General features: G+C 52.0%; 14 protein-coding genes. 5 read left to right on the top strand and 9 right to left on the bottom strand.

Translation table 11 applies throughout. The features are described 5' to 3' along the window. Positions 1-190 precede the first annotated feature (190 nt). The 4 genes from pncB to Q3A88_RS00770 all read left to right on the top strand — a co-directional run bounded on the left by pncB (position 191) and on the right by Q3A88_RS00770 (position 5,925). Positions 191-1,396: a nicotinate phosphoribosyltransferase gene (gene pncB, locus Q3A88_RS00755; RefSeq protein ID WP_317177224.1), complete on the top strand. Its 1,206-nt coding sequence runs from the start codon at positions 191-193 to the stop codon at positions 1,394-1,396. Between the two features lie 192 nt (positions 1,397-1,588). Further along, the gene (gene asnS / locus Q3A88_RS00760) at positions 1,589-2,989 is read left to right on the top strand and encodes an asparagine--tRNA ligase (protein WP_010277024.1); all 1,401 of its coding nucleotides are present in this window, start codon (positions 1,589-1,591) and stop codon (positions 2,987-2,989) included. Between the two features lie 295 nt (positions 2,990-3,284). Further along, complete coding sequence (locus Q3A88_RS00765) at positions 3,285-4,412, top strand: porin (RefSeq protein WP_317177225.1); 1,128 nt, start codon at positions 3,285-3,287, stop codon at positions 4,410-4,412. Positions 4,413-4,734: 322 nt separating this feature from the next. Continuing rightward, entirely contained in the window at positions 4,735-5,925 is a 1,191-nt protein-coding gene (locus tag Q3A88_RS00770) for an amino acid aminotransferase (protein ID WP_317177226.1), read from the top strand. 71 nt (positions 5,926-5,996) lie between these two features. On the opposite strand, the gene Q3A88_RS00775 is transcribed toward Q3A88_RS00770, so the two are convergent. The 7 genes from Q3A88_RS00775 to cmoM form a co-directional block, all read right to left on the bottom strand. Further along, complete coding sequence (locus Q3A88_RS00775; protein ID WP_039291484.1) at positions 5,997-6,644, bottom strand: MBL fold metallo-hydrolase; 648 nt, start codon at positions 6,642-6,644, stop codon at positions 5,997-5,999. An 81-nt stretch (positions 6,645-6,725) separates the two neighbouring features. Continuing rightward, positions 6,726-7,274 carry a YcbK family protein gene (locus tag Q3A88_RS00780; RefSeq protein ID WP_010277035.1) on the bottom strand — a complete coding sequence of 183 codons (549 nt, stop codon included), beginning with the start codon at positions 7,272-7,274 and terminating at the stop codon, positions 6,726-6,728. A 178-nt stretch (positions 7,275-7,452) separates the two neighbouring features. Beyond that, positions 7,453-9,192: a L,D-transpeptidase gene (gene ldtD / locus Q3A88_RS00785; protein ID WP_317177227.1), complete on the bottom strand. Its 1,740-nt coding sequence runs from the start codon at positions 9,190-9,192 to the stop codon at positions 7,453-7,455. A 400-nt stretch (positions 9,193-9,592) separates the two neighbouring features. Further along, positions 9,593-14,032 (bottom strand): chromosome partition protein MukB, encoded by a 4,440-nt coding sequence (gene mukB, locus Q3A88_RS00790; protein WP_317177228.1) that lies wholly within the window; start codon positions 14,030-14,032, stop codon positions 9,593-9,595. Between the two features lie 19 nt (positions 14,033-14,051). After that, on the bottom strand, positions 14,052-14,774 hold the full coding sequence (mukE, locus tag Q3A88_RS00795; protein ID WP_010277044.1) for a chromosome partition protein MukE: 723 nt from the start codon (positions 14,772-14,774) through the stop codon (positions 14,052-14,054). Beyond that, positions 14,755-16,080 (bottom strand): chromosome partition protein MukF, encoded by a 1,326-nt coding sequence (gene mukF / locus Q3A88_RS00800; RefSeq protein ID WP_039550939.1) that lies wholly within the window; start codon positions 16,078-16,080, stop codon positions 14,755-14,757. The genes mukE and mukF overlap by 20 nt, the downstream gene beginning before the upstream one ends. Next, entirely contained in the window at positions 16,077-16,862 is a 786-nt protein-coding gene (gene cmoM, locus Q3A88_RS00805; RefSeq protein ID WP_014915115.1) for a tRNA uridine 5-oxyacetic acid(34) methyltransferase CmoM, read from the bottom strand. Before cmoM ends, mukF begins: the two co-directional genes overlap by 4 nt. A 167-nt stretch (positions 16,863-17,029) precedes the next feature. Here cmoM and elyC point away from each other — a divergent pair, with 167 nt between their 5' ends. After that, positions 17,030-17,878, top strand: a complete 849-nt coding sequence (elyC, locus tag Q3A88_RS00810) for an envelope biogenesis factor ElyC (protein ID WP_317177229.1) — start codon at positions 17,030-17,032, stop codon at positions 17,876-17,878. Here the strand turns inward: elyC and Q3A88_RS00815 are convergent. Continuing rightward, positions 17,830-18,723 (bottom strand): YcbJ family phosphotransferase, encoded by an 894-nt coding sequence (locus Q3A88_RS00815; RefSeq protein WP_317177230.1) that lies wholly within the window; start codon positions 18,721-18,723, stop codon positions 17,830-17,832. The two genes, elyC and Q3A88_RS00815, sit on opposite strands and share 49 nt — an antisense overlap. A gap of 324 nt (positions 18,724-19,047) precedes the next feature. Further along, positions 19,048-20,361 carry a pectate lyase PelN gene (gene pelN, locus Q3A88_RS00820; protein ID WP_039509155.1) on the bottom strand — a complete coding sequence of 438 codons (1,314 nt, stop codon included), beginning with the start codon at positions 20,359-20,361 and terminating at the stop codon, positions 19,048-19,050. Positions 20,362-20,480: the final 119 nt, after the last annotated feature.

Here is a 20,480-nt window from a genome sequence, read left to right on the forward strand (position 1 = left end):
TCAAGTCTAAGCCTGTTATCTTAATGTTACCACGACAAAATAATGAGGATAATCATCGTACCGTGGTTCATTCCCGCACGTCTCGCTATGTTGTCGTAATGTAATAAACGGATAATCAAGGTATACTGACCGAACATTGCTGATTGTCCCAATGGTGGATAGGCATCTTACAAGGATGCTGTAACGCATTATGACTTTGCACACTTCCCCGATTCTGCACTCATTGCTGGATACCGATGCCTACAAGCTGCACATGCAACAGGCGGTGTATCATCACTATTATGATGTCGACGTTGCGGCTGAATTTCGCTGTCGCGGTGATGAGTTATTAGGCGTTTACGCTGATGAGATAGCCCATCAGGTCGATCTGATGCGTTTCTTGTCATTGAGTGACGATGAGTTCACCTATCTTTCTTCTCTGCCATTCTTTAAGCCAGATTATCTCCACTGGCTGCGGGACTTCCGTTTTAATCCGCAGCAGGTTTCGATCAAGAATCATGCGGGCAAGCTGGATATCCGCATCACCGGGCCATGGCGTGAAGTGATTTTGTGGGAAGTTCCCTTGCTGGCCGTGATCAGTGAAGTCGTGCATCGCGATCGTTCACCCCACATTACGACTAAGCAGGCGCTTGCCCAACTGTCAGCCTCACTAGAGAGCTTCCGCCAGAACAGCGCAGATGTGGATCTCAGTCGGTTCAAGTTAATGGATTTCGGCACGCGCCGGCGTTTCTCTCGTGATGTCCAGCAGACGATTGTGACGACGCTGCGGGCCGACTTCCCTTATCTCATCGGCACCAGCAATTACGATCTGGCACGCCGTTTGGATATCACGCCTGTCGGCACGCAGGCACACGAGTGGTTTCAGGCGCATCAGCAGATTAGTCCGACGCTGGCAAACAGCCAGCGCGCCGCGCTACAAATGTGGCTACGAGAATATCCCATACATTTGGGCATTGCGTTGACCGACTGCATCACGATGGATGCCTTCCTGCGCGATTTCGATTTGCCGTTTGCCGAAGCCTATCAGGGGTTGCGTCACGATTCCGGCGATCCGGTCGATTGGGGCGAAAAAGCCATTGCGCATTATCAGCGCCTGAACATCGATCCGATGAGCAAAACGCTGGTCTTCTCCGACAATCTGAATCTGAATAAAGCGCTGACGCTGTACCGTCATTTCGGGCAGCGCGTGAATCTGGTATTTGGTATCGGCACGCGCCTGACGTGTGATATCCCCGGCGTGAAACCGCTGAACATTGTGATCAAGCTGGTGGAATGCAACGGCAAGCCGGTGGCAAAACTCTCCGATAGCCCGGGCAAAACCATCTGTCAGGATCAGAACTTCGTGTGTGAGTTGCGCAAAGCGTTTGACCTGCCCCGCGTGAAAAAGGCCAGTTAAGGCTTTCCCCTTTAGATGCTGACCAACTTTGCAGCAGATTCACCGTCATGAGCGAAAACTTCGCGCCATTCCGGTGATTTCTGCTTGTGTCCTGTTGCATCGCAAGTAACATAGCAAATGGCTCGGATTGGGCCATTTAGCGTTTTAACCACGATATTTTTCTTAAACACGATTAATTAAAGAGAGAATTTTATGAGCGTAGTGCCTGTAGTCGATGTACTGCAAGGCCGTGTCGCCGTTGACAGCGAAGTCACCGTGCGCGGCTGGGTACGTACCCGGAGAGATTCTAAAGCCGGTATCTCCTTTATCGCCGTTTATGACGGCTCCTGCTTTAATCCATTACAGGCTGTCGTTAATAATAATCTCTCCAATTATCAGGATGACGTACTGCGCCTGACTACTGGCTGCTCCGTTGAAATCACCGGTAACGTCGTCGCCTCTCCGGGTGAAGGCCAGAGCTTCGAACTGCAAGCCACCAACGTCAACGTCGTCGGCTGGGTTGACGATCCCGATACCTACCCAATGGCGGCAAAGCGTCACAGTATCGAATACCTGCGTGAAGTCGCGCACTTGCGTCCACGCACCAATCTGATCGGTGCCGTTGCCCGCGTTCGCCATACGCTGGCGCAGGCAATTCACCGCTTCTTCCACGAGAACGGTTACTTCTGGGTATCAACCCCGCTGATTACCGCATCCGATACCGAAGGCGCGGGTGAAATGTTCCGCGTTTCTACTCTCGATCTGGAAAACCTGCCACGTACCGAACAAGGTAAAGTGGATTTCAGCGAAGATTTCTTCGGTAAAGAAGCGTTCCTGACCGTATCCGGCCAGTTGAATGGTGAAACCTACGCCTGTGCACTGTCCAATGTGTATACCTTTGGCCCGACGTTCCGTGCAGAAAACTCTAACACCAGCCGCCATCTGGCTGAGTTTTGGATGATCGAACCGGAAGTCGCTTTCGCCTCTCTGGATGACGTCGCGGCGCTGGCCGAAAACCTGCTGAAATATGTTTTCCAGGCCGTCCTGAATGAGCGTGCCGATGATATGGCGTTCTTTGCTGAGCGCGTTGATAAAGAAGCCATCACTCGACTGGAAAAATTCGTCAGCTCCGATTTCGCGCAGGTGGATTACACCGATGCCGTCGAGATCCTGCTAAATTGCGGACAGCAGTTCGAGAACCCGGTTTACTGGGGCGTGGATCTCTCCTCCGAGCACGAGCGTTATCTGGCAGAGCAACACTTCAAAGCACCGGTTGTCGTTAAGAACTACCCGAAAGACATCAAAGCTTTCTATATGCGTATGAATGACGACGGTAAAACCGTTGCCGCGATGGATGTTTTGGCACCGGGAATCGGCGAAATCATCGGTGGCTCTCAGCGTGAAGAGCGTTTGGCTCAGTTGGATAGCCGTCTGGAAGAGATGGGACTGAATAAAGAAGACTACTGGTGGTATCGTGATTTACGTCGTTACGGCACCATTCCACATTCCGGTTTCGGTTTAGGTTTTGAACGATTGATTGCCTATGTTACCGGTGTACAAAATGTGCGCGATGTAATTCCTTTCCCACGCACACCGAGGAACGCCAGTTTCTAAATAAAAATTTAATATAAGTAAAACAAATATGTAGAAAAGAAGAGTCGGGTTTCCCGGCTCTTTTTTTTTAATTTTTGTTATGGTTCACAAAGTTCCCTGATTTTTACATTTAGACACACATTATTTCCATTTGTTACTCGATTACGAAGTTTGTAGCATCTTTAGGGTGGATTAACTGGCGAGTGAATGGAAAACTGCGTTCAGACACAGGAAGACACCAAACTTTCAGGAATAGTTCCGTAAAGAATTATTTATGGCAGTGGCAGGTGTCTAAATAACACCAATGAGGGTAATAATGATGAAACGCAACATTCTTGCAGTAGTAATCCCAGCTCTGTTAGTCGCAGGCGCAGCCAACGCTGCTGAAGTTTATAACAAAGACGGCAACAAGCTGAATCTGACTGGTAAAATCACTGGTCTGCACTATTTCTCTGATGACAACGGTAATGATGGCGATAAAACCTATGCTCGTCTGGGCTTCAAAGGTGAAACTCAGATCGCTGATCAATTGACTGGTTTTGGCCGTTTTGAATATCAATTCCAAGGCAACAGAGCTGAAAGCGCCGGTTCTTCCAACGCTGACAAAACTCGTTATGCTTTTGCTGGTCTGAAATTCGCTGACTATGGTTCTTTCGACTACGGTCGTAACATGGGTATTGCATATGACGGTATCGCTTGGACAGACGTTTTGCCAGAATTTGGTGGCGATCAATCTAACTCCGATAACTTCCTGACTGGCCGTTCAACTGGTGTTGCTACTTACCGTAACACTAACTTCTTCGGTCTGGTTGACGGTTGGAACTTCGCTGTTCAATACCAAGGTAAAAACAACAGCGACAGCACAAATCGTCGTGGCAATATTGACGAACAGAATGGCGATGGTTGGGGCGTATCTTCTTCCTACGAATCAGATATCGGCCTGGGTGTTGTAGCATCTTATGCTGCAATTAACCGTACTGATAACCAAAACAACATTACCAATGCGACCACTGGTCGTGGTAAGAAAGCCGAAGCGTGGGCTACTGGTCTGAAATATGATGCCAATGCTGTCTATTTAGCTGCTACCTACGGTGAATATCGTAACCTGTCATATATCGGCCAAGCATCTGGCCCTAACAGCACTGTCGTAGCAGGTGACACTGATGGCTTCGCAGACAAAACTAAAATCTTTGAAGCTGTTGCACAATACAACTTCGATTTCGGTTTAACTCCATCTCTGGCATATGTTTCAGCTAAAGCTAAAGATGATGTAAACAATAAAAATGATTACATCACTAAATATGTTAGCGTTGGCGCCACTTATGCGTTCAACAAAAATATGTCTACCTATGTTGACTACCAGATCAACCTGATCAAAGACACCAACGCATACGGCAAGTCCGATGACGACACTGTTGCTCTGGGTCTGACTTACCAGTTCTAAGTTGGCATCGCATAACGTAACGAGTTAATCGTTCGTCTTGCATGAAAAGACAGGGCTTCGGCTCTGTCTTTTTTATTGTGTGCTAAACAGCTCCAGCGCCTTACAAGCCGTCGCCTGCGACGTTGAAAAATGCTCTCCGCGTTCTTTTGTTTCTGCTTTACGCCACGCTGCGCCAATTATTCTCGCCTAACCAGTCTTTTATTTCGTCTCTCTCCTTCTCCCTGTTATTTCCCTTTCTTTTTGACATCAACGGTTGGCAAAGCCTTTTACTGACGGTACTCTGAGAATTCTTATTTCATCTCAGTTATGGAACATTCTGGCAATGTTTGAAAATATCTCTGCCGCACCGGCCGATCCTATTCTCGGGCTGACCGATCTTTTCCGCGCCGATGACCGCGCGAATAAAATCAATCTGGGTATTGGTGTCTATAAAGATGAAACCGGTAAAACTCCGGTTCTGACCAGCGTAAAAAAAGCAGAACACTATCTGCTGGAAAATGAAACCACCAAAAATTATCTGGGCATTGACGGTCTGCCAGCATTCGGTCAGTGCACGCAGGAGCTGTTGTTTGGCAAGCAGAATGCCATCATTGCCGACAAACGTGCCCGTACGGCGCAAACGCCGGGCGGAACCGGTGCGCTGCGCGTAGCCGCTGATTTCATTGCCAATCAAACGTCTGCAAAACGTATTTGGATCAGCAACCCAACCTGGCCAAATCACAACAATGTCTTCTCCGCTGTCGGTTTGGAAGTCTGCCAGTACGACTACTACGATGCTGCAAACCATGCGCTGGATTTTGATGGCCTGCTGAATAGCCTGAACGCTACCCAAGCGGGTGACGTAGTGCTGTTCCACGGCTGTTGCCATAACCCAACCGGTATCGATCCTACCGCTGAGCAGTGGGCTACGCTGGCTGAACTGTCAGTAGCCAAAGGCTGGCTGCCGCTGTTTGACTTCGCCTATCAGGGCTTTGCCCGTGGGCTCGAAGAAGATGCGGAAGGCCTGCGTCTCTTCGCTGCAAAACACGATGAACTGATCGTATGCAGCTCGTACTCTAAAAACTTCGGTTTGTACAATGAGCGCGTCGGTGCCTGCACGCTGGTTGCCGCTGATGCCGCAACGGCAGACAAAGCATTCAGCCAGGTGAAAGCCGCTATTCGCGCAAACTACTCCAACCCTCCGTCACACGGCGCGACCGTTGTTGCGACCATTTTGGGCAACGACGCACTGAAGGCCATTTGGGAGCAGGAATTGACGGCGATGCGTGAGCGCATTCAGCGTATGCGTCAGCTGTTCGTTAATACCTTGCAGGAAAAAGGCGCGCAGCAGGATTTCTCCTTCATCATCGACCAGAATGGGATGTTCTCATTCAGCGGCTTGACCAAGGAGCAGGTTCTGCGTCTGCGTGACGAATTCGGCGTTTACGCGGTGAATTCCGGCCGTATCAACGTTGCAGGAATGACGCCAGAAAATATGGCTCCGCTCTGCGAAGCGATTGTTGCCGTACTCTGATTCTTCCGCGATCAAAAAAGCCGACACAGCATGTCGGCTTTTTTATTTCTGCGTTTGAAGTCTATAAAACACTACCAAATCGCGACATCTTCACGCAGGAAAGGGTTGGTCTTGCGTTCATGCCCTAAGGTCGACATCGGGCCGTGTCCCGGAATAAACGTCACATCGTCACCCAGCGGCAGCAGCTTGTTTTTGATGGACGCAATCAACGCCTGATGATCGCCCTGTGGGAAATCGGTACGCCCTACGCCACCGTTAAAAATCACATCACCCACCTGCGCCAGACGCGATTCCGCATCAAAGAAAACAATGTGGCCCGGAGTATGGCCTGGGCAATGGAAAACCGCCAGCGTCGTCTCGCCTACGTTAACCTCATCACCTTCCTGTAGCCAACGTGATGGCGTCAGCGGCGCGCATTCTTCCAGACCAAACATCCGGCTCTGTGCCGGTAGCCCTTCCAGCCAGAAAGCATCTTCAATCTGCGGGCCAATGATTGCGACCTGATAGTGCTCGGCCAACTCGGCAGCCGCCCCCACATGATCCAGATGACCATGCGTTAACAGAATCTGTTTAACCGAAATCCCTGCATCCGCGACGGCACGTTTGATTTTTTCTGCATCACCACCGGGATCGACAATCGCCGCTTCATTGGTTTTTTCGCACCATAACAACGTGCAGTTCTGGCTAAATGCCGTCACCGGGACAATTTGATATTTCATATCACTCCATGTTGAATAAACTGAGCGGCTCGCGATGTCTCAGCGAGCCGAATCGAAAAAGTGTCGTGCTGTGGTAGCAGATTACCAGGTGCGGACAGGGCCGGTATCGATGTGAACGAAATCGCTACGTGGGTAGTAGCCAACGCCGCCAGCACGCATTTTCATCGCCGCTTTACGAATGTTAGCGAGTTGAACGCCTTCAATGTGGAAATCCATCGCCTGCCCTTTCGTGTGGTAGCTCTGCTTTGCCACCCCCCTGCTATGCGCGCGTAATTCATTATTCGTATCTATCGCGCGATAACCAGAAATCAGCTGTACGGGCTTGTTGGTGCCCAACATCACTTGTAAGCGATAGAGCTGATCGAAAAGTTGGGGATCAATCGTTTTGACTTTATTGGCGCGATAGTCGCGGAAAAAGTGATTGAGGCGAGAAAGTTCTGACTTGTTATACCGTTTGCCATCAAAGAATTCCGTTTTCAGCCGCTCTCCGGTATTCAGATTGTTCAGCGTCAAAATTCGTGGTCGGGGTGTAGATAACGTCGCAAATGCCTGACCGGGAAGCAGTGCGATACCCAACGCGGCACCACCCAGTGCAAGCCACTTACGGCGATGATTGTCAATGTGATCCATAGAACAAGTACCCTGGCTAAAGAACGGTATAAAAGGAGGCACAAAACGTGCCGCCTTGAACCTTAACTGCCAGAGAAAAGTGAGTCAACCCGCTTTGCTTACGGGTTTGCGGGAGATCGCATCGATCCCCCGCAAAACGATAAAATACCGATACCGCTAATGCTCGTGTTTTCAATACTTACTGAAGCAACAGCCCTGCTCTGGACAGCACTTTCGTCCCTGCACGAGCGGTGTCATCATAATTGTAAATATCTGTTCGGAACTGCGGTCTACCATCTTCCGCCACCCACGCGGTCAGGTAATAGAGGTTGACCGGAATCCGATGTTTCATTGACACAAAGGTGGTATTTCCCTGATCCAGCGTGGAAGAAATACGACTATTATTCCATCCTGCATCCTGCAATAACATGCTAGCCAGTTCCGATGCTTTATTAACCCGCACGCAGCCGGAGCTAAGCGCCCTGATATCACGCTGGAACAGATTGTGATTAGGCGTGTCGTGTAGATAAATCGCTTCTGAATTCGGCATATTGAATTTATAGCGTCCCAGCGAGTTATTCGCACCTGGGGCCTGACGCAGTCGATAAGGGAAGCGCTCTGCTGACACCATCGGCCAATCGATCATGGAAGGATCGATCGCTTCAGCATCCTGACTCCAACCGGACAACACCGTGTAGCCATGACGCTGTAGATAGCCGGGATCGCGTACGACTTTAGGAATAATGTCCTGCCGAGTCAACGTCGTAGGAACATTCCACGGCGGATTGACCACCACGTTATACAGCGAGCTACTCATCAATGGCGTTTTGCGTTTAGGCTGCCCAACAATGACGCGTGATGATAAGCGTTCAGCGCCATCCTGATAATAGATTAGTGAATAATTGGGGATGTTCACCATGATACCAGTGTGAACGTTATCCGGTAGCAGGCGCAGACGCTGGATATTCAGCGCCAGCAGCGTTGCACGCATTTGCGGGGACACATTGAGCCAATCGCGCGTACGCTTACCAATAACGCCATCATCCTCCAGCCCTTGCCAGTGCTGGAAGCGTTTAACCGCGTCAACCAGTTCGCCAGTATAACGATCATCAATCGCAGTACTGCTATCGACCAGCGGAGCCTGCCCGGCCGGTACCGTCGTCGCGGCGGTATTTTCGTTAAATAGCGTAATGCTCTCCGTTGAAGACAGCATGCCAGTACGTTGCAGAATTTCACGCAGTACCGCCAGTTCCCGACTCTGCTGTTCCGGGCGCAGAGACTCCGCCAGATTCAGGCTCGGCCACGGTCGATTGTCCGTCAGCATCGTCTTCAATGCTTCATGCATTTTGGCGTATTGCGAATGCTGTGGTGCCAGCGAAACCACATAGGCCGCGCTGGTGCCGGATTTCACGGCCTGTTGCCATTGCGAAACGATATTGAGCGCCGGCGATTGCAGACGGTAAGGTACGCTGCTGTACAACCAGTCATTACCGCTACGCTCTACACCCGAGACGAACTGCAAATAGCCCAGCATCGCATCCGAGAGCACGGCATCGCGCGCAAATCCGGTCAATTGCGGATCGGTCAGCCAGGTTACCCACGTAGTGAACTGCGGCTGTACGCCCGCTATCGCTAATTCGGCCAGCTGTTGTTGAAACTGTTGAACCGCACGGTTATCTGCCCACATAGGTTGCATCTGATGCTGGGCATAAAGCGATGATAAATCAGAGAGATAATGTAACGTCATACCGTGCGGCAGCGCGGCCAGAAGCCCTGCACGGCTATTTTCTACAGACACCACGCCCGAGCTTTGCGATAAGCCGGATACCACCGTCGGAGATGCTGCCAGCACCGAAAACGAAGGAGACAGGCTTCCGACCCAAATACAACCCACGCGTAACAGCAGCCTGACCATTTTTCGTTTATGTAACAACAACATCCATTTATCCCCTGTACTCATTAATCACTATGCTTTCACGACAATCCACGCTGGATATGGAAATAACAAACCGAATTCGCTCGTATACGGTCATACTCGCGTAAGCACATTCTTTCACTTTGCTCGTGTAGAAAACGAGAAAGAATGAAATGTGATCGTTTTTATATCGCGCCCGTTATTACGGTACGCCACCTTGCAACATAAAACCGCAAATCCTTCTACGGCCTGCCATCGTTTTATCGTCAGTATATAAAGAGAAAAATATTTTTGCTTCTTCTTCTGGGTATTATCTTAATATTTGATGAACCTATTCGCCGTCAGCATTCTCTTTACGAAAAAACAAAGCCGCTTAAAAAAGCGGCTTTATGATTATAGAAGAAAATAACAGCAAGGTTTATCGCTACGAGGCCTGCTCTTGCGTCTCTGGCGCTTCCGTTCCGAAACCGCGCAGCCCGACCACATGGACGTGCTCGTTGTTCTGGTAGACTTTACGCACCAGCTTATAGGTGGTTCCCTTCTCGGGACTGATATTTTCCGGTGCCGCGATAACCAGCTGCATTTCCAGACGATCGCAGAGCTCGAACAGTGTCGCAATAGACTTGGCATCCAGACGTGCCGCCTCATCGAGGAAGAGCAGACGGCATGGGATAATATCCTTGCCACGCAGGCGCTTAGACTCTTCTTCCCAGCTCTGCACCACCATGACCAGAATCGACATCCCGGTACCGATGGCTTCCCCGGTCGACAGCGCCCCACTTTCCGCCCGTAGCCAGCCATCCGCGCCACGGTTAACTTCAACTTCCATTTCAAGGTAGTTTCGGTAATCCAGCAGCTCTTCACCGATGGTTTGCGGCGTACGCTGTCCCATATCAATTTCAGGATTCAGGCGCTGATACAGTTTTGCCAACGCTTCCGAGAAGGTCAGACGGTTGCTGTTAAACAGATCCTGATGCATTTCCTGCTGTTCAGACAACACGTTGAGCAACGTAGTATGCGTTTCGCGCACGTTGACGTTGAGACGAACGCTCTTCACCTGACCAAATGCGACCGCTTGCAGCCCCTGGTTCAGCATCCGAATGCGGTTCTGCTCACGCTGGATCGTTTTACGAATGATGTTTGCCACGCTGCGTGAGCTGATGGCCAGCATCTGCTCACGCGCCGTCAGCTCTTCAGTCAGACGGTTAAGCTCGATTTCCATCTGTTCAATCGCTTCTACCGGATCATCGGTGCGGATAATATCCTGACGGATACGCTCGCGCAGATGCTGGTAAACGGCGATATAGAACTGAATCTTGCGCTCAGGCCGCTTCGGATCTTCCGAAAGCCGCAGTACATCGCGCAGATGTTCGTTATCCGCAACCGCCAGACGCAGCGCACCCAGCGCCTTATCCGACATGGAACGCAGTTCATCACCTTCCATATAGGCGAGCTCGCGACGGTGCAGGCGACGCTCGACGCCGTTGTCTTTCACCAAACGCATGACCGCGCACCAGCCCGCTTTCGCCGTAACAACCTGCTCACGCATCTGATGATAATCACGCTCCAGCTTGCGCAACTTCTTCTGCAAACTGTCCATTTCCGCTTCACAGAACGTAATCTGTTTTTCCAACTGATTACGCCGCGAGCGGTTGGTGCTTAATGCGGCATGCAACTCATCACGACGCTGACAGGCGCGCGCTTCAGCATCAGCGTCCGCACGTACGCCGATATCCTGAAGTTCTTGCGTCAGCTCCTTCAGCATGTCCTGCTTGGCATCGTAAGAGCTTTTCAGCGATGCCTGAACCTGACTGTACTGCGTCAACTGTGCCTGATGCTGGCGTAGCTGTTCACGCGCTTTTGCCCGTTCTGCCTCAGCCTGTTCCAAACGATGGCGCAGTTTGTCATTCAAGCCTGCATTTTCACCCAACATTCCGGCCGAATCGGCATAGCTGAAGTGCGCGCGACGCTGCACAACTTCGGTCAACGCAAACGCCTGCTGTTTTGCCTGCCGCTGCGCGTTCTGCGCTTGCGTATAATCTTCCTGCAACTGCTCATGCTGCTGCGGGTCGCTTTGCAGGACAGAAACCAGCGGTTCCAGCTTAGCCAGCGTTGCACCGTGCTGCTGAATGAAGCGAGCAGACTCTTCGGTTTCATCCAGCTCTGCACGAATCTCTTCCACGCGATCCTGCAATGTCTCATCGCAAAGCAGGCTAATGCGCGGAATCAGTTTATTCAGCTGTGCGCTGGCTTCCTTCGCCTGATCGTACTGCTGACGCTGCTGCTGGTTTTCGCCGTCAAAGCTCGCCATCGCACGATCCAGCTCGCCACGACGGGAACTGAGCGTACGAATTTCCGCTTCGGGATCTTCATCAAAAACGACCGCCAGATGCGTACCGATAAAGCGGCTGAACGACTGGTGCAGGCGCTGCGTTTTCTGCACGTCGAATGACAGCGTCGCGTACTGCTCAGCCAGCGCTTCGCGCTCATCACGCAGGCTTTCCAGACGCATTTCCCGCGCGGCACGACCAAACAGCGGCACTTCTGGGAAGCGCGAATAACGCCACTGGCGCTCCGCGACTTTCACCACGACAGCACGTTCTAGCTCTTCAACGGCAAATACGCTGTCATCAAACGACTGCGGGTCCCCCTCGATCAGATACAGGTCTTCTGGGCAGTCTTCCAGACCGGCAAGCTGATCGCGCACCAGAGAAAGATCGGGCACCACGATGGCATGGCGGGAGGGACCATACAGCGCCGAGAAGTACGGCGCATCATCCAACGTCACGTCATCATAAATCTCAGACAGCAGCACGCCGCCAAAGCGTTCCGCCAGCGCGTTCAGGCGCGGGTCTTCGGAACCACCGGGCTGACTCAGTCGCTCAATCTGCGTTTCGATTTGCCGCTTGCGGGCTGCGATGTCATCACGTTCAACCGTGGTTTCACGCTCGCGCTCCAGCAACTGCTGCATGAACTCCGTCACCTGACGGCTATCTTCAAACGTTTCGCCGCTCTGCTCGCTCAGCTGCGTCAACATTTCCTGTGCAGCCAGCCAGACTGGCGCACGCGCCGTCAGTTTCTGAATGCGCTGTTGAGTCTGCTCCAGCTCCTGACGTAGCGCCATGCGACGCTCACCCGCTTCCGCCACCAGCGATGACAGCGTTTCGATGCGGGCATCAAGTTCTTGCTGGAGTGACTCCAGCTCTTCCGGTTGATAATCCTGACCGTTGCGTTTGCTGAAATCCTGTAATAACCGTTCGGCATCCTGCTGTTCGCGCAGACGCTGTTCCAGCTCAGACAGACGCATCCGCAGCGGCTGTACCCGCTCCGCCTGATAGCGTTGTGAAGAGCTATCGCGCAACAGGTCGCGTGCAACCTGCCAGGCCTCGTTGCGATTCACCGCACCGGCAATCTTGCTCACCAGCTGATAGGCTTGTTCAAACTGGCCGTGCGCCGCATCGGCCACGCTCAGTTTCTGCTCCAGCATCAGCAGGATTTCTGTCGCTTCCTGCTCTTTCGCCTGATAGCTGTCCAGCCATTCATCCGCGTTGTCTGCCGTTAAATCTGGCAACTGACACAGCGAGCGGGCGCGTTCCAGCGCCTGCTGAGCCTGCTGATACTGAATGGCACGCGTCTGCTGTACGTCCAGTGCCTGCTGATAATCAGCAAGCTGGCTTTTCAGCTCATCTACTTCCAGCTCGGCAGCATCGGCGCGTTCTTCGTTTTCCGCCTGCTGCTCCCGCGCTTCTTCCACCACCTCGTTCTGTTCTTCGAGGCGATAGCTCAATTCTTCCAGGTCGGCGTTATAGCGCTCGATTTTTTCCTGCTGACGCATCGCTGTCTGCACCAGATTCAGGTGATCGCTGGCCGCCTGATAATCCGTTTCCAGATCGCCTTCGGCACCGCTCTGCTCCGCCAGTTCCCGCGCCATTTCTACATGACGATATTGCTCACTCGACAGTTGCTTACGGCTGGAGAACAGGTCACGACGCAGTTCCAATGCCCCATCCAGATGAATACGACGCTCATTGGCGTGCCGCATGTAGTCGGCGGCAACATAGGAGGTCGCTTCAGAGATCAGGTGCTTAAACAGATCGCGATCGGACTGGGTGACGCGAATCGCCTCCAGCGTCATACGGTTTTCACGCAGCGCGGCTTCCATATCCTGAAACGCTTTCCGCACGCCGCTGTTTTCAGGGAGCAGGTAGTCACGCAGCGAGCGAGTAATCGCGCTGGAGATACCGCCGTACAGCGACGCTTCGATCAGACGATAGAACTTACTGCGATCGGAAGCAGAGCGCAGGCGACGTGGCACCACGCCCAAATCAAACATCAGCGAGTGATAGTCGGTGATGGAGTTAAACTGCTTGAACTGAACGCCTTCCATCTCCTCGACGCGCTCTTTCAGCTCTTGCAATGAGAGAACGCGCGCCTGACGATCGCCGACCACCTGCGTCAGAATTTGCGTCGGCTGTATCGCCGTCGGTAATCCCTGAATGGTGAAAGGCTTGATGTCGACTTTACGGTCGCGCCCTGCCACCTGCTGGAGACGAACCCCAACCAGCACGCGCTGATGACGCGAGTTAACGACATCCAGCGTGGAGTAGCAGACGCCGGCGCGCAATTTACCGTGCAGACCTTTATCGCGTGAGCCGCTGGTGGCACCGGCTTCAGTGGTGTTCCTGAAGTGCAACAGCGTCAGGTCAGGGATCAGCGCCGTAATAAAGGCGGCCATCGTAGTGGATTTCCCGGCACCGTTACCGCCGGATAGCGTGGTAACCAGTTCATCCAGATCGAAGGTGCGAGCGAAAAAGCCGTTCCAGTTGACCAGCGTTAGTGAGCGAAATTTACCGCGTTCAATCATTCCTGTTCATCCTCAACACTTATTCATCCTCACCCGTTTCTGGCGCGGTATCATCGGTGCGATCGTTATCGTCGCTGTCATCTTTCAGCGACAAACTACCTTCAACAGGCATCGCTTCACCATCGCGAATCATGCGTAGCTGTGCTTCGCGGGCATCGTCGCCGCTGCGCACATCAGCCCCGAAGCGGAACACCGATTCAGTAATTCTGAATTTGCTGCTGTCATTGCCCATAAAGTAGATCATACCTAACCGACGTAAGCGGTTAAGCGAGGTTCTGACTTTTTCCTGTAATTTTTGGCGATCCAGATCGGAACCGGTAGAACGCTGGTTAACCAGTTTCAGCAGCTTGCTTTCATCCGCCAGACTCAGCAGCTCTTCATACAGCTCCTGCTGGCTGAAAATGCCTTCGTGCGCCAAACGCTCCGGGCTCAGATAGAGATAGCAGAGAATTTTCCCTACCATCATATCCAGCTCAGACAATACCGAGCGCGGGATCAGCGTGGTAGAACGCGGACGCAGATAGAAGAATCCTTCCGGCGCGCGAATCAATTCCACGTTGTAACGGCTGTAGAACTCTTCCAGCACCTCCTGAAAATCCATCAAAAATACGTGGTTTTCCAGTTCTTCAATACCAATATGGCGCCCGGCGCGCAATTGGCTGTCCAGCGCAGGAAAGAGGTTATTCGACAGCGCGGTTGCCAGCTTCACTGGCATAAATTGTTCAATATTTGTCGATGACATGGGCCTGCACCTTGGCTCCGTAATCATTGATCGCCTGCCACAATGCAGGCAATCCGGTGAAATCTGTTTCGGCTACGCCCAGACGTACTGCCTGGTCGACCACGATTCGGGCAACATCAAAATGCCGCGAGCGAGGATGCTGCGCGAGGTATTCACGCATCACTTCCCCCAAATCCAGCGGAATCTGTTGCGCTTTATATTTATGCAGCGCCTGCTCGACCAGCGCGATCAGCTGTTCGCGCATTTCACTAAACTCTTCGTATTCCAGCTCCGGCGGCAGTTCACCGGTCACTTCTTCACTACGCAGCGTCAGCTCTTCGTCGCGCATATCCAACAGACGATCCGCGTTGGCGAACGTCAGCGCCCAGGGGCTATCGAAATAGCTCTGCACCGACTGACGCAACCGCTGGGCAAAGACGCGGTTTTTATCCATATCAATCGCGGTACGGATAAACTTATGTACGTGGCGGTCATAACCAATCCACAGATCTATCGTCTGCTGTCCCCAGCTCACAATGCGATCGAGTTTGTTTTGCAGGTCAAACACCAGCTTGTCGACAAACTCCAGATTATGCGGGTTATTCATAATCGCATCCTGAATGCTCAACAGGCTCGTCTGCAATTTGTCGCCTGCGGCTTCCAGCGTATCCTGCAACTCACGCAGCGTCGATGACGTTTCCGTCAGCAGTTGTTCACAGCTACTGATCGCGGCTCGCCAGTCCTGATTTAACAGCGCGGCGATATCGTCTTTAACGCCCTGCTGCTGCTCATCCATCACGCGCTGTGACAGATCGATACTGTCAAAAATTTCTGCAACGGAGTATTTCAGCGGCGCAAATACGTTGCGGTGCCAGTGAAACTCATCACCATCTTCCTCCGCCGCATCAGCAGCACGGTTGAGCTCTTGCGCCACGATAGAGAGCTGCATGGAAAGGCGCAGCGTCGAGAACTCACGCTGCCGGATGTAGTAGTCAGTAATGCCAATCCCCAGCGGCGTCAGACGATAAATCGCATTACCTTCGGCCTGCTCACTGGTAAAGCGGTTAAGCAAGCGCTGGCGCACCAGATCGTTAATCGCGTTATTGGCGCGAAGGGTAATGGTTTCGTTCGTCTGATCAAATCCCTGACTCACATGACGGAAGGCATCAATCAGCTCACCTTCACTCATTTCACCATCCATGCGTTCGCCGTTAAGCGTGGCAATCGCCATCAAAAACGCCAGGCGTTCGGTGGGGAGGGAAATGGAGAAATCGTTTTTTCGTGCCCAGGCGACCAGTTCGGGTACAGTCTGGGAAAAATCACTCATAATGCATCCTTCAAATGGGGTTTATGCGCCATGACATGGATATAACGGCCCAAACTCACAAAAGGCTCTTGCCGACAATACCGCTGTTCAATCTCCAGAATGTCGTCAAATTTCTCAACTTGCTGCTGCTTATTTTTCAAGTAGTCATGAAACACGCGCACGCCGGTTTTCCCGCTAATGGTCAGCCCCATCTCATCAAGCCAGCCGTACACGTCTTGCGGGTTCAGCGGATGATCCGGCGAGAGCGAGCGCCGTTTACCCTTAGGCATCCCGGCCTGAACATAATCGAAGTTACCCACCACCATGTTACGCATCAACAGCCCATGATGGTTATAGAACATCAGGGACAATGCGCCCCCCGGCGACAGGCAATCGTACAGTATTTTCAGTACCTGCTGCGGTTGCGCGACCCACTCCAGCACCGCATGGAACAATATCAGATCGGCGGGGCTATCCATATATTGCGCAATATCCTGTGCGGCACACTGCACAAAACGCATATTATGGGTAACGCCCTGCGCCGCTGCCGCATGTTTGGCGCGCTGAATCATCTCACCGGAAACATCGCACAACAATACCTGATGTCCTAAAGCCGCCAGACGACAGGCTATCTGCCCTTCGCCGCCCCCCGCATCAAGGATGCGCAAAGGCCGTGCCGGGAGCTGGGTCAAAAGATCGCTAAGATCCTGCCACAATACCGCCAGCCGAAGTCTCCCCTTCGTCGTGCCATAGATATTCTGAGCAAATTTTTCGGCGATATCGTTAAAATTGCGATCCTGCATCAGTCATTGTTCCGCATCATATAAACGGGGATCTCGTGCAGGACATGTCTGCGCGATGCGATTTTTTTCCAGCCTGCCATTTTGGCACAGGCTGGCTTAGAATAAATGGCCTTACCGCATGATATCTTCCCGGATGCGGGTTTTTCACTCAAAAGGAATGCAATTTTATGCTTTTCACACTCAAAAAGTTCGTCGGTGGCCTTCTTCAGCCCCTGCCATTGCTATTGCTTCTGATGGGTGTTGGCCTGTTGCTGCTTTGGTTTACCCAGCGGCAGCGCACGGGGAAAACGATAATATTAGCCAGTTGGCTGATGCTTATTCTGCTCAGCTTGCAGCCTGTTGCCGATCGGTTGCTATTACCATTGGAATCACACTACCCAACCTGGCGACAAACGCCGCAGGCGAGCAAAGCCGACTATATTGTCGTGCTAGGCGGGGGATATACCTATAACGCGGAATGGGCACCCAGTTCTAATCTCATCAGCAACAGCCTCCCGCGCGTCACAGAGGGGGTTCGCCTTTATCATGCCAATCCCGGCGCAAAGTTGATTTTTACCGGTGGAGCCGCACAGGGTAACCCTGTCAGCAGCGCGAAAACCGCGGCGCTGGTTGCCGAAAGTCTGGGCATTCCCCAACAGGATATCATCATTCTGGATACGCCAAAGGACACGGAAGAGGAAGCGGCGGCAACCGCTAAGATTGTTGGCGAACGCCCTTTCTTGCTGGTGACCTCGGCCAATCATTTGCCTCGCGCCATGCGATTTTTCCAGGCTCAAGGGCTAGCGCCGATTCCCGCACCAGCCAATCAGATGGCGATTACCTCCGCGCTCAACCCGTGGGAAAAAGTGTTCCCTTCCGCTTACTATCTATCGCACAGCGAGCGAGCCTGGTACGAAACGCTCGGTCGCCTCTGGCAAGCACTGAAGGGAAGCACGGCAGCACCGCACGACGCGGAACAACCGCAGGCTCACTCCAGCCAAGGGGACAACTCACGGGAAGCGACATCAAATAGCTGACGGTCTAGCTGTCCCGTGTGGATATAGCGGGATACGGCTTCCCAAATGACATAGAGCCAGCGCCGGTAGACAAAGGATTCAGATACCGGTGCCTGTTTCAGATAGTGATAAAGCAGCTGTTCCGGCATGCCGGACTCACAAAGCCGGAAGAGTTCATACTCTCTCGGTGCCCACAGCATCATTCCCGGATTGATCATTGCCAATAGCTGATCGCTACGCGCGTCCTTCAACATACTGCGCAGCGACAGGTTACCGTGTACCAACACACAGCCATCCTCAAAATCTTCAAACAACATCTCTAAGCACTGGCGCGAACGATACAGCACGCTCCGATCCTGCTGAGTAAGCTGCGGCGCATTAACATTGAGCAACGTGGACCACAGGACTTCCAGACGCTGTTGATACCAGTTGAACCAGTCATTGTCCTGCGTGCTGTCCACGGAACCGACGCAGCCATGACTATCAATTCGGTGCCAGGCCAATACGTTTTCAACAATTTGATCCATCAGCAGCGTCCAGCGCTGGCCGTTTCTTGGCGGCGCTTCCACCGACACGCCGCGCAAGCGCTCAATCAGCAGCAGTTCCCGATAAGGCTGCTGTTGCGTCAGTACCAATCCATAAACGGTTGGCAGACGCACCTCGCCCTCACGCGCCAGCATCGACAGTTTGTAGGCTTCCTGCTGCGCCACGCCCTGACAAACATAACTTTTAGCCAACAAAGGAATGGCGTTGCCTTCTTTATCATACAAGGCATACAGATCCGCATACGGCTGCTCGCTTATGCGCTCAAGTCGGCTGAGGCTTTCCCCCAACACCGTACTGAGTTCCGATTTCAACTGTTCCATCAACGGCTATACCTCAGTTGAGCCAAATAGCTCCACTCACCATGATGCGGCGAGCAGGCGACAAATACTTCAACGCAGATCAAATATACTCGTCATACTTCAAGTTGCATGTGCGTTGGCATCGCTCAGTCACCCGAATCACTTACCTATGTAAGCTCATCGGGATTCCTTCACTTGCCGCCTTCCTGAAACTCGAATTATTTAGAGTATAAGCGGGGGATCAATGGCGGCAGGGATAACTCCTGCTGAGGTTGTTGCAGCGATATTCCCTACTCGTCAGCAGGGAATATCGGAGTGACAGGCTAGCGTGTTAACACACTGCCATTATTCGCGTTCAAAGGCGCCCAGATCTGGGGCAGATCCTTTGTAAGGCAGTTTGACATCCCCGCCCTTATTGATCAGCGCGCTGCCTGAAGCAAGACGCAGGCTTTTCAGTACTGGCAAGCTGCCGTCAGCCTGACGCGGCGCGTCCCATCCGGTCACGGAAACGCTCTCGAAATCAGAATCTGATACCGCAATTTTCAGATCCCACGAGTTATAGCGCATGTTCGCGCCATCGGAGAACGACAGGTCTTTACCACCGTGAGAAACGTTGTTGCGTAGCGTACCTAGCCCAATCGCTTTTCCGTTTGCATCAATGCCGCGGATATTAAAGTTCGGGTTATTTTTATAGCCAGTGTTGTTGAAGAAATCGTTCGCTACCGGATGGTGATTAGCATAAAAACCCGCTGCTTTATTTAAAAACGCAACCGAGTTACGCACGGTATGTTTCACCGCATTCGCCACATAAACACCACCGTAGCCACCTATTTTAAAACCGTTACCGTTACCCGCAGCCAGTGACTGTGTCGTCCCCGGTAAATAACCGTGCGACCAGGCCCAGGAATTTTCAATCAGCACCGGAGAATAAGCATTAATTAAATCGAAGCCATCATCCGAGTTTGACCACGCCCGGCAACCGCGGAAAATATTACCCGGTTGGTTAGCAGGGATATGCGCACCAAAGCCATCTCCACTTTGGCCCGCACCATTAGAGGTCAGTGGATCGTAATTATGGTGAGAGTCGCTATTCAATACCAGGTTATTCCCCCCACGCTGGATGAACAGCCCCGTTCCCATAATATGGTGAATATTCAACTGCTCGAATATATTATTGCTGCCCCTTATCCACACGCCCCAGGATTCATGGTTAAGGTTATTACGCTGTGGGACACCGGTTATTTCCAGTCCTTTTACAGAAACCCAATCTGCAACGACATTGAATCCTTTAACACGGCAATCATCCTGCATCTGGCTGAAATCAAAAATTGGCACTTCCCCGCTAGATGCCCAATACTCAATGCGCTTACCTTCAGTACCGCTCTTACTCAGCGTGATCGCATTCACCACATCAGTACGCGTCGCACAGACGTTTAGTCCTTTGGTAAACACGTATTTACCACCACGGATCCACAGGCGGTCGCCAGGGTTTAATGTTTTCTGTGCGCGGTCGATTGTTTTCCAGGGGGAGTTTTTACTGCCGTTATTCGCGTCGTTGCCGTTGGGAGCCATATAATAAACCGCCGCGCTGCTGCCCGCGGCAGCCCCCATTAACATACCGCCGAGAAAAATTTTTGCGATATAATGTTTAGCATTCATATCATTACCATCCTTAGTTGAAATAACAAAAAACGCCATGCGAAAACATGGCGAATTGATAGTAGCATTTAAATATAAAAATAAAAGTTCCACTCACGACAAATCAATTCAGAATGGGA

It is taken from the genome of Pectobacterium sp. HCp5_1, from assembly GCF_032905925.1.
Taxonomy (GTDB): Bacteria; Pseudomonadota; Gammaproteobacteria; order Enterobacterales; family Enterobacteriaceae; genus Pectobacterium; species Pectobacterium brasiliense_A.

Coding starts and splice junctions, on each gene's coding strand:
- pelN (WP_039509155.1), bottom strand. CDS start 20,361: ATGAATGCTAAACATTATATCGCAAAAATTTTTCTCGGCGGTATGTTA.
- Q3A88_RS00815 (WP_317177230.1), bottom strand. CDS start 18,723: ATGGAACAGTTGAAATCGGAACTCAGTACGGTGTTGGGGGAAAGCCTC.
- Q3A88_RS00780 (WP_010277035.1), bottom strand. CDS start 7,274: ATGGATCACATTGACAATCATCGCCGTAAGTGGCTTGCACTGGGTGGT.
- mukF (WP_039550939.1), bottom strand. CDS start 16,080: ATGAGTGATTTTTCCCAGACTGTACCCGAACTGGTCGCCTGGGCACGA.
- Q3A88_RS00775 (WP_039291484.1), bottom strand. CDS start 6,644: ATGAAATATCAAATTGTCCCGGTGACGGCATTTAGCCAGAACTGCACG.
- asnS (WP_010277024.1), top strand. CDS start 1,589: ATGAGCGTAGTGCCTGTAGTCGATGTACTGCAAGGCCGTGTCGCCGTT.
- cmoM (WP_014915115.1), bottom strand. CDS start 16,862: ATGCAGGATCGCAATTTTAACGATATCGCCGAAAAATTTGCTCAGAAT.
- mukB (WP_317177228.1), bottom strand. CDS start 14,032: ATGATTGAACGCGGTAAATTTCGCTCACTAACGCTGGTCAACTGGAAC.
- Q3A88_RS00770 (WP_317177226.1), top strand. CDS start 4,735: ATGTTTGAAAATATCTCTGCCGCACCGGCCGATCCTATTCTCGGGCTG.
- Q3A88_RS00765 (WP_317177225.1), top strand. CDS start 3,285: ATGATGAAACGCAACATTCTTGCAGTAGTAATCCCAGCTCTGTTAGTC.
- pncB (WP_317177224.1), top strand. CDS start 191: ATGACTTTGCACACTTCCCCGATTCTGCACTCATTGCTGGATACCGAT.
- elyC (WP_317177229.1), top strand. CDS start 17,030: ATGCTTTTCACACTCAAAAAGTTCGTCGGTGGCCTTCTTCAGCCCCTG.
- ldtD (WP_317177227.1), bottom strand. CDS start 9,192: ATGTTGTTGTTACATAAACGAAAAATGGTCAGGCTGCTGTTACGCGTG.
- mukE (WP_010277044.1), bottom strand. CDS start 14,774: ATGTCATCGACAAATATTGAACAATTTATGCCAGTGAAGCTGGCAACC.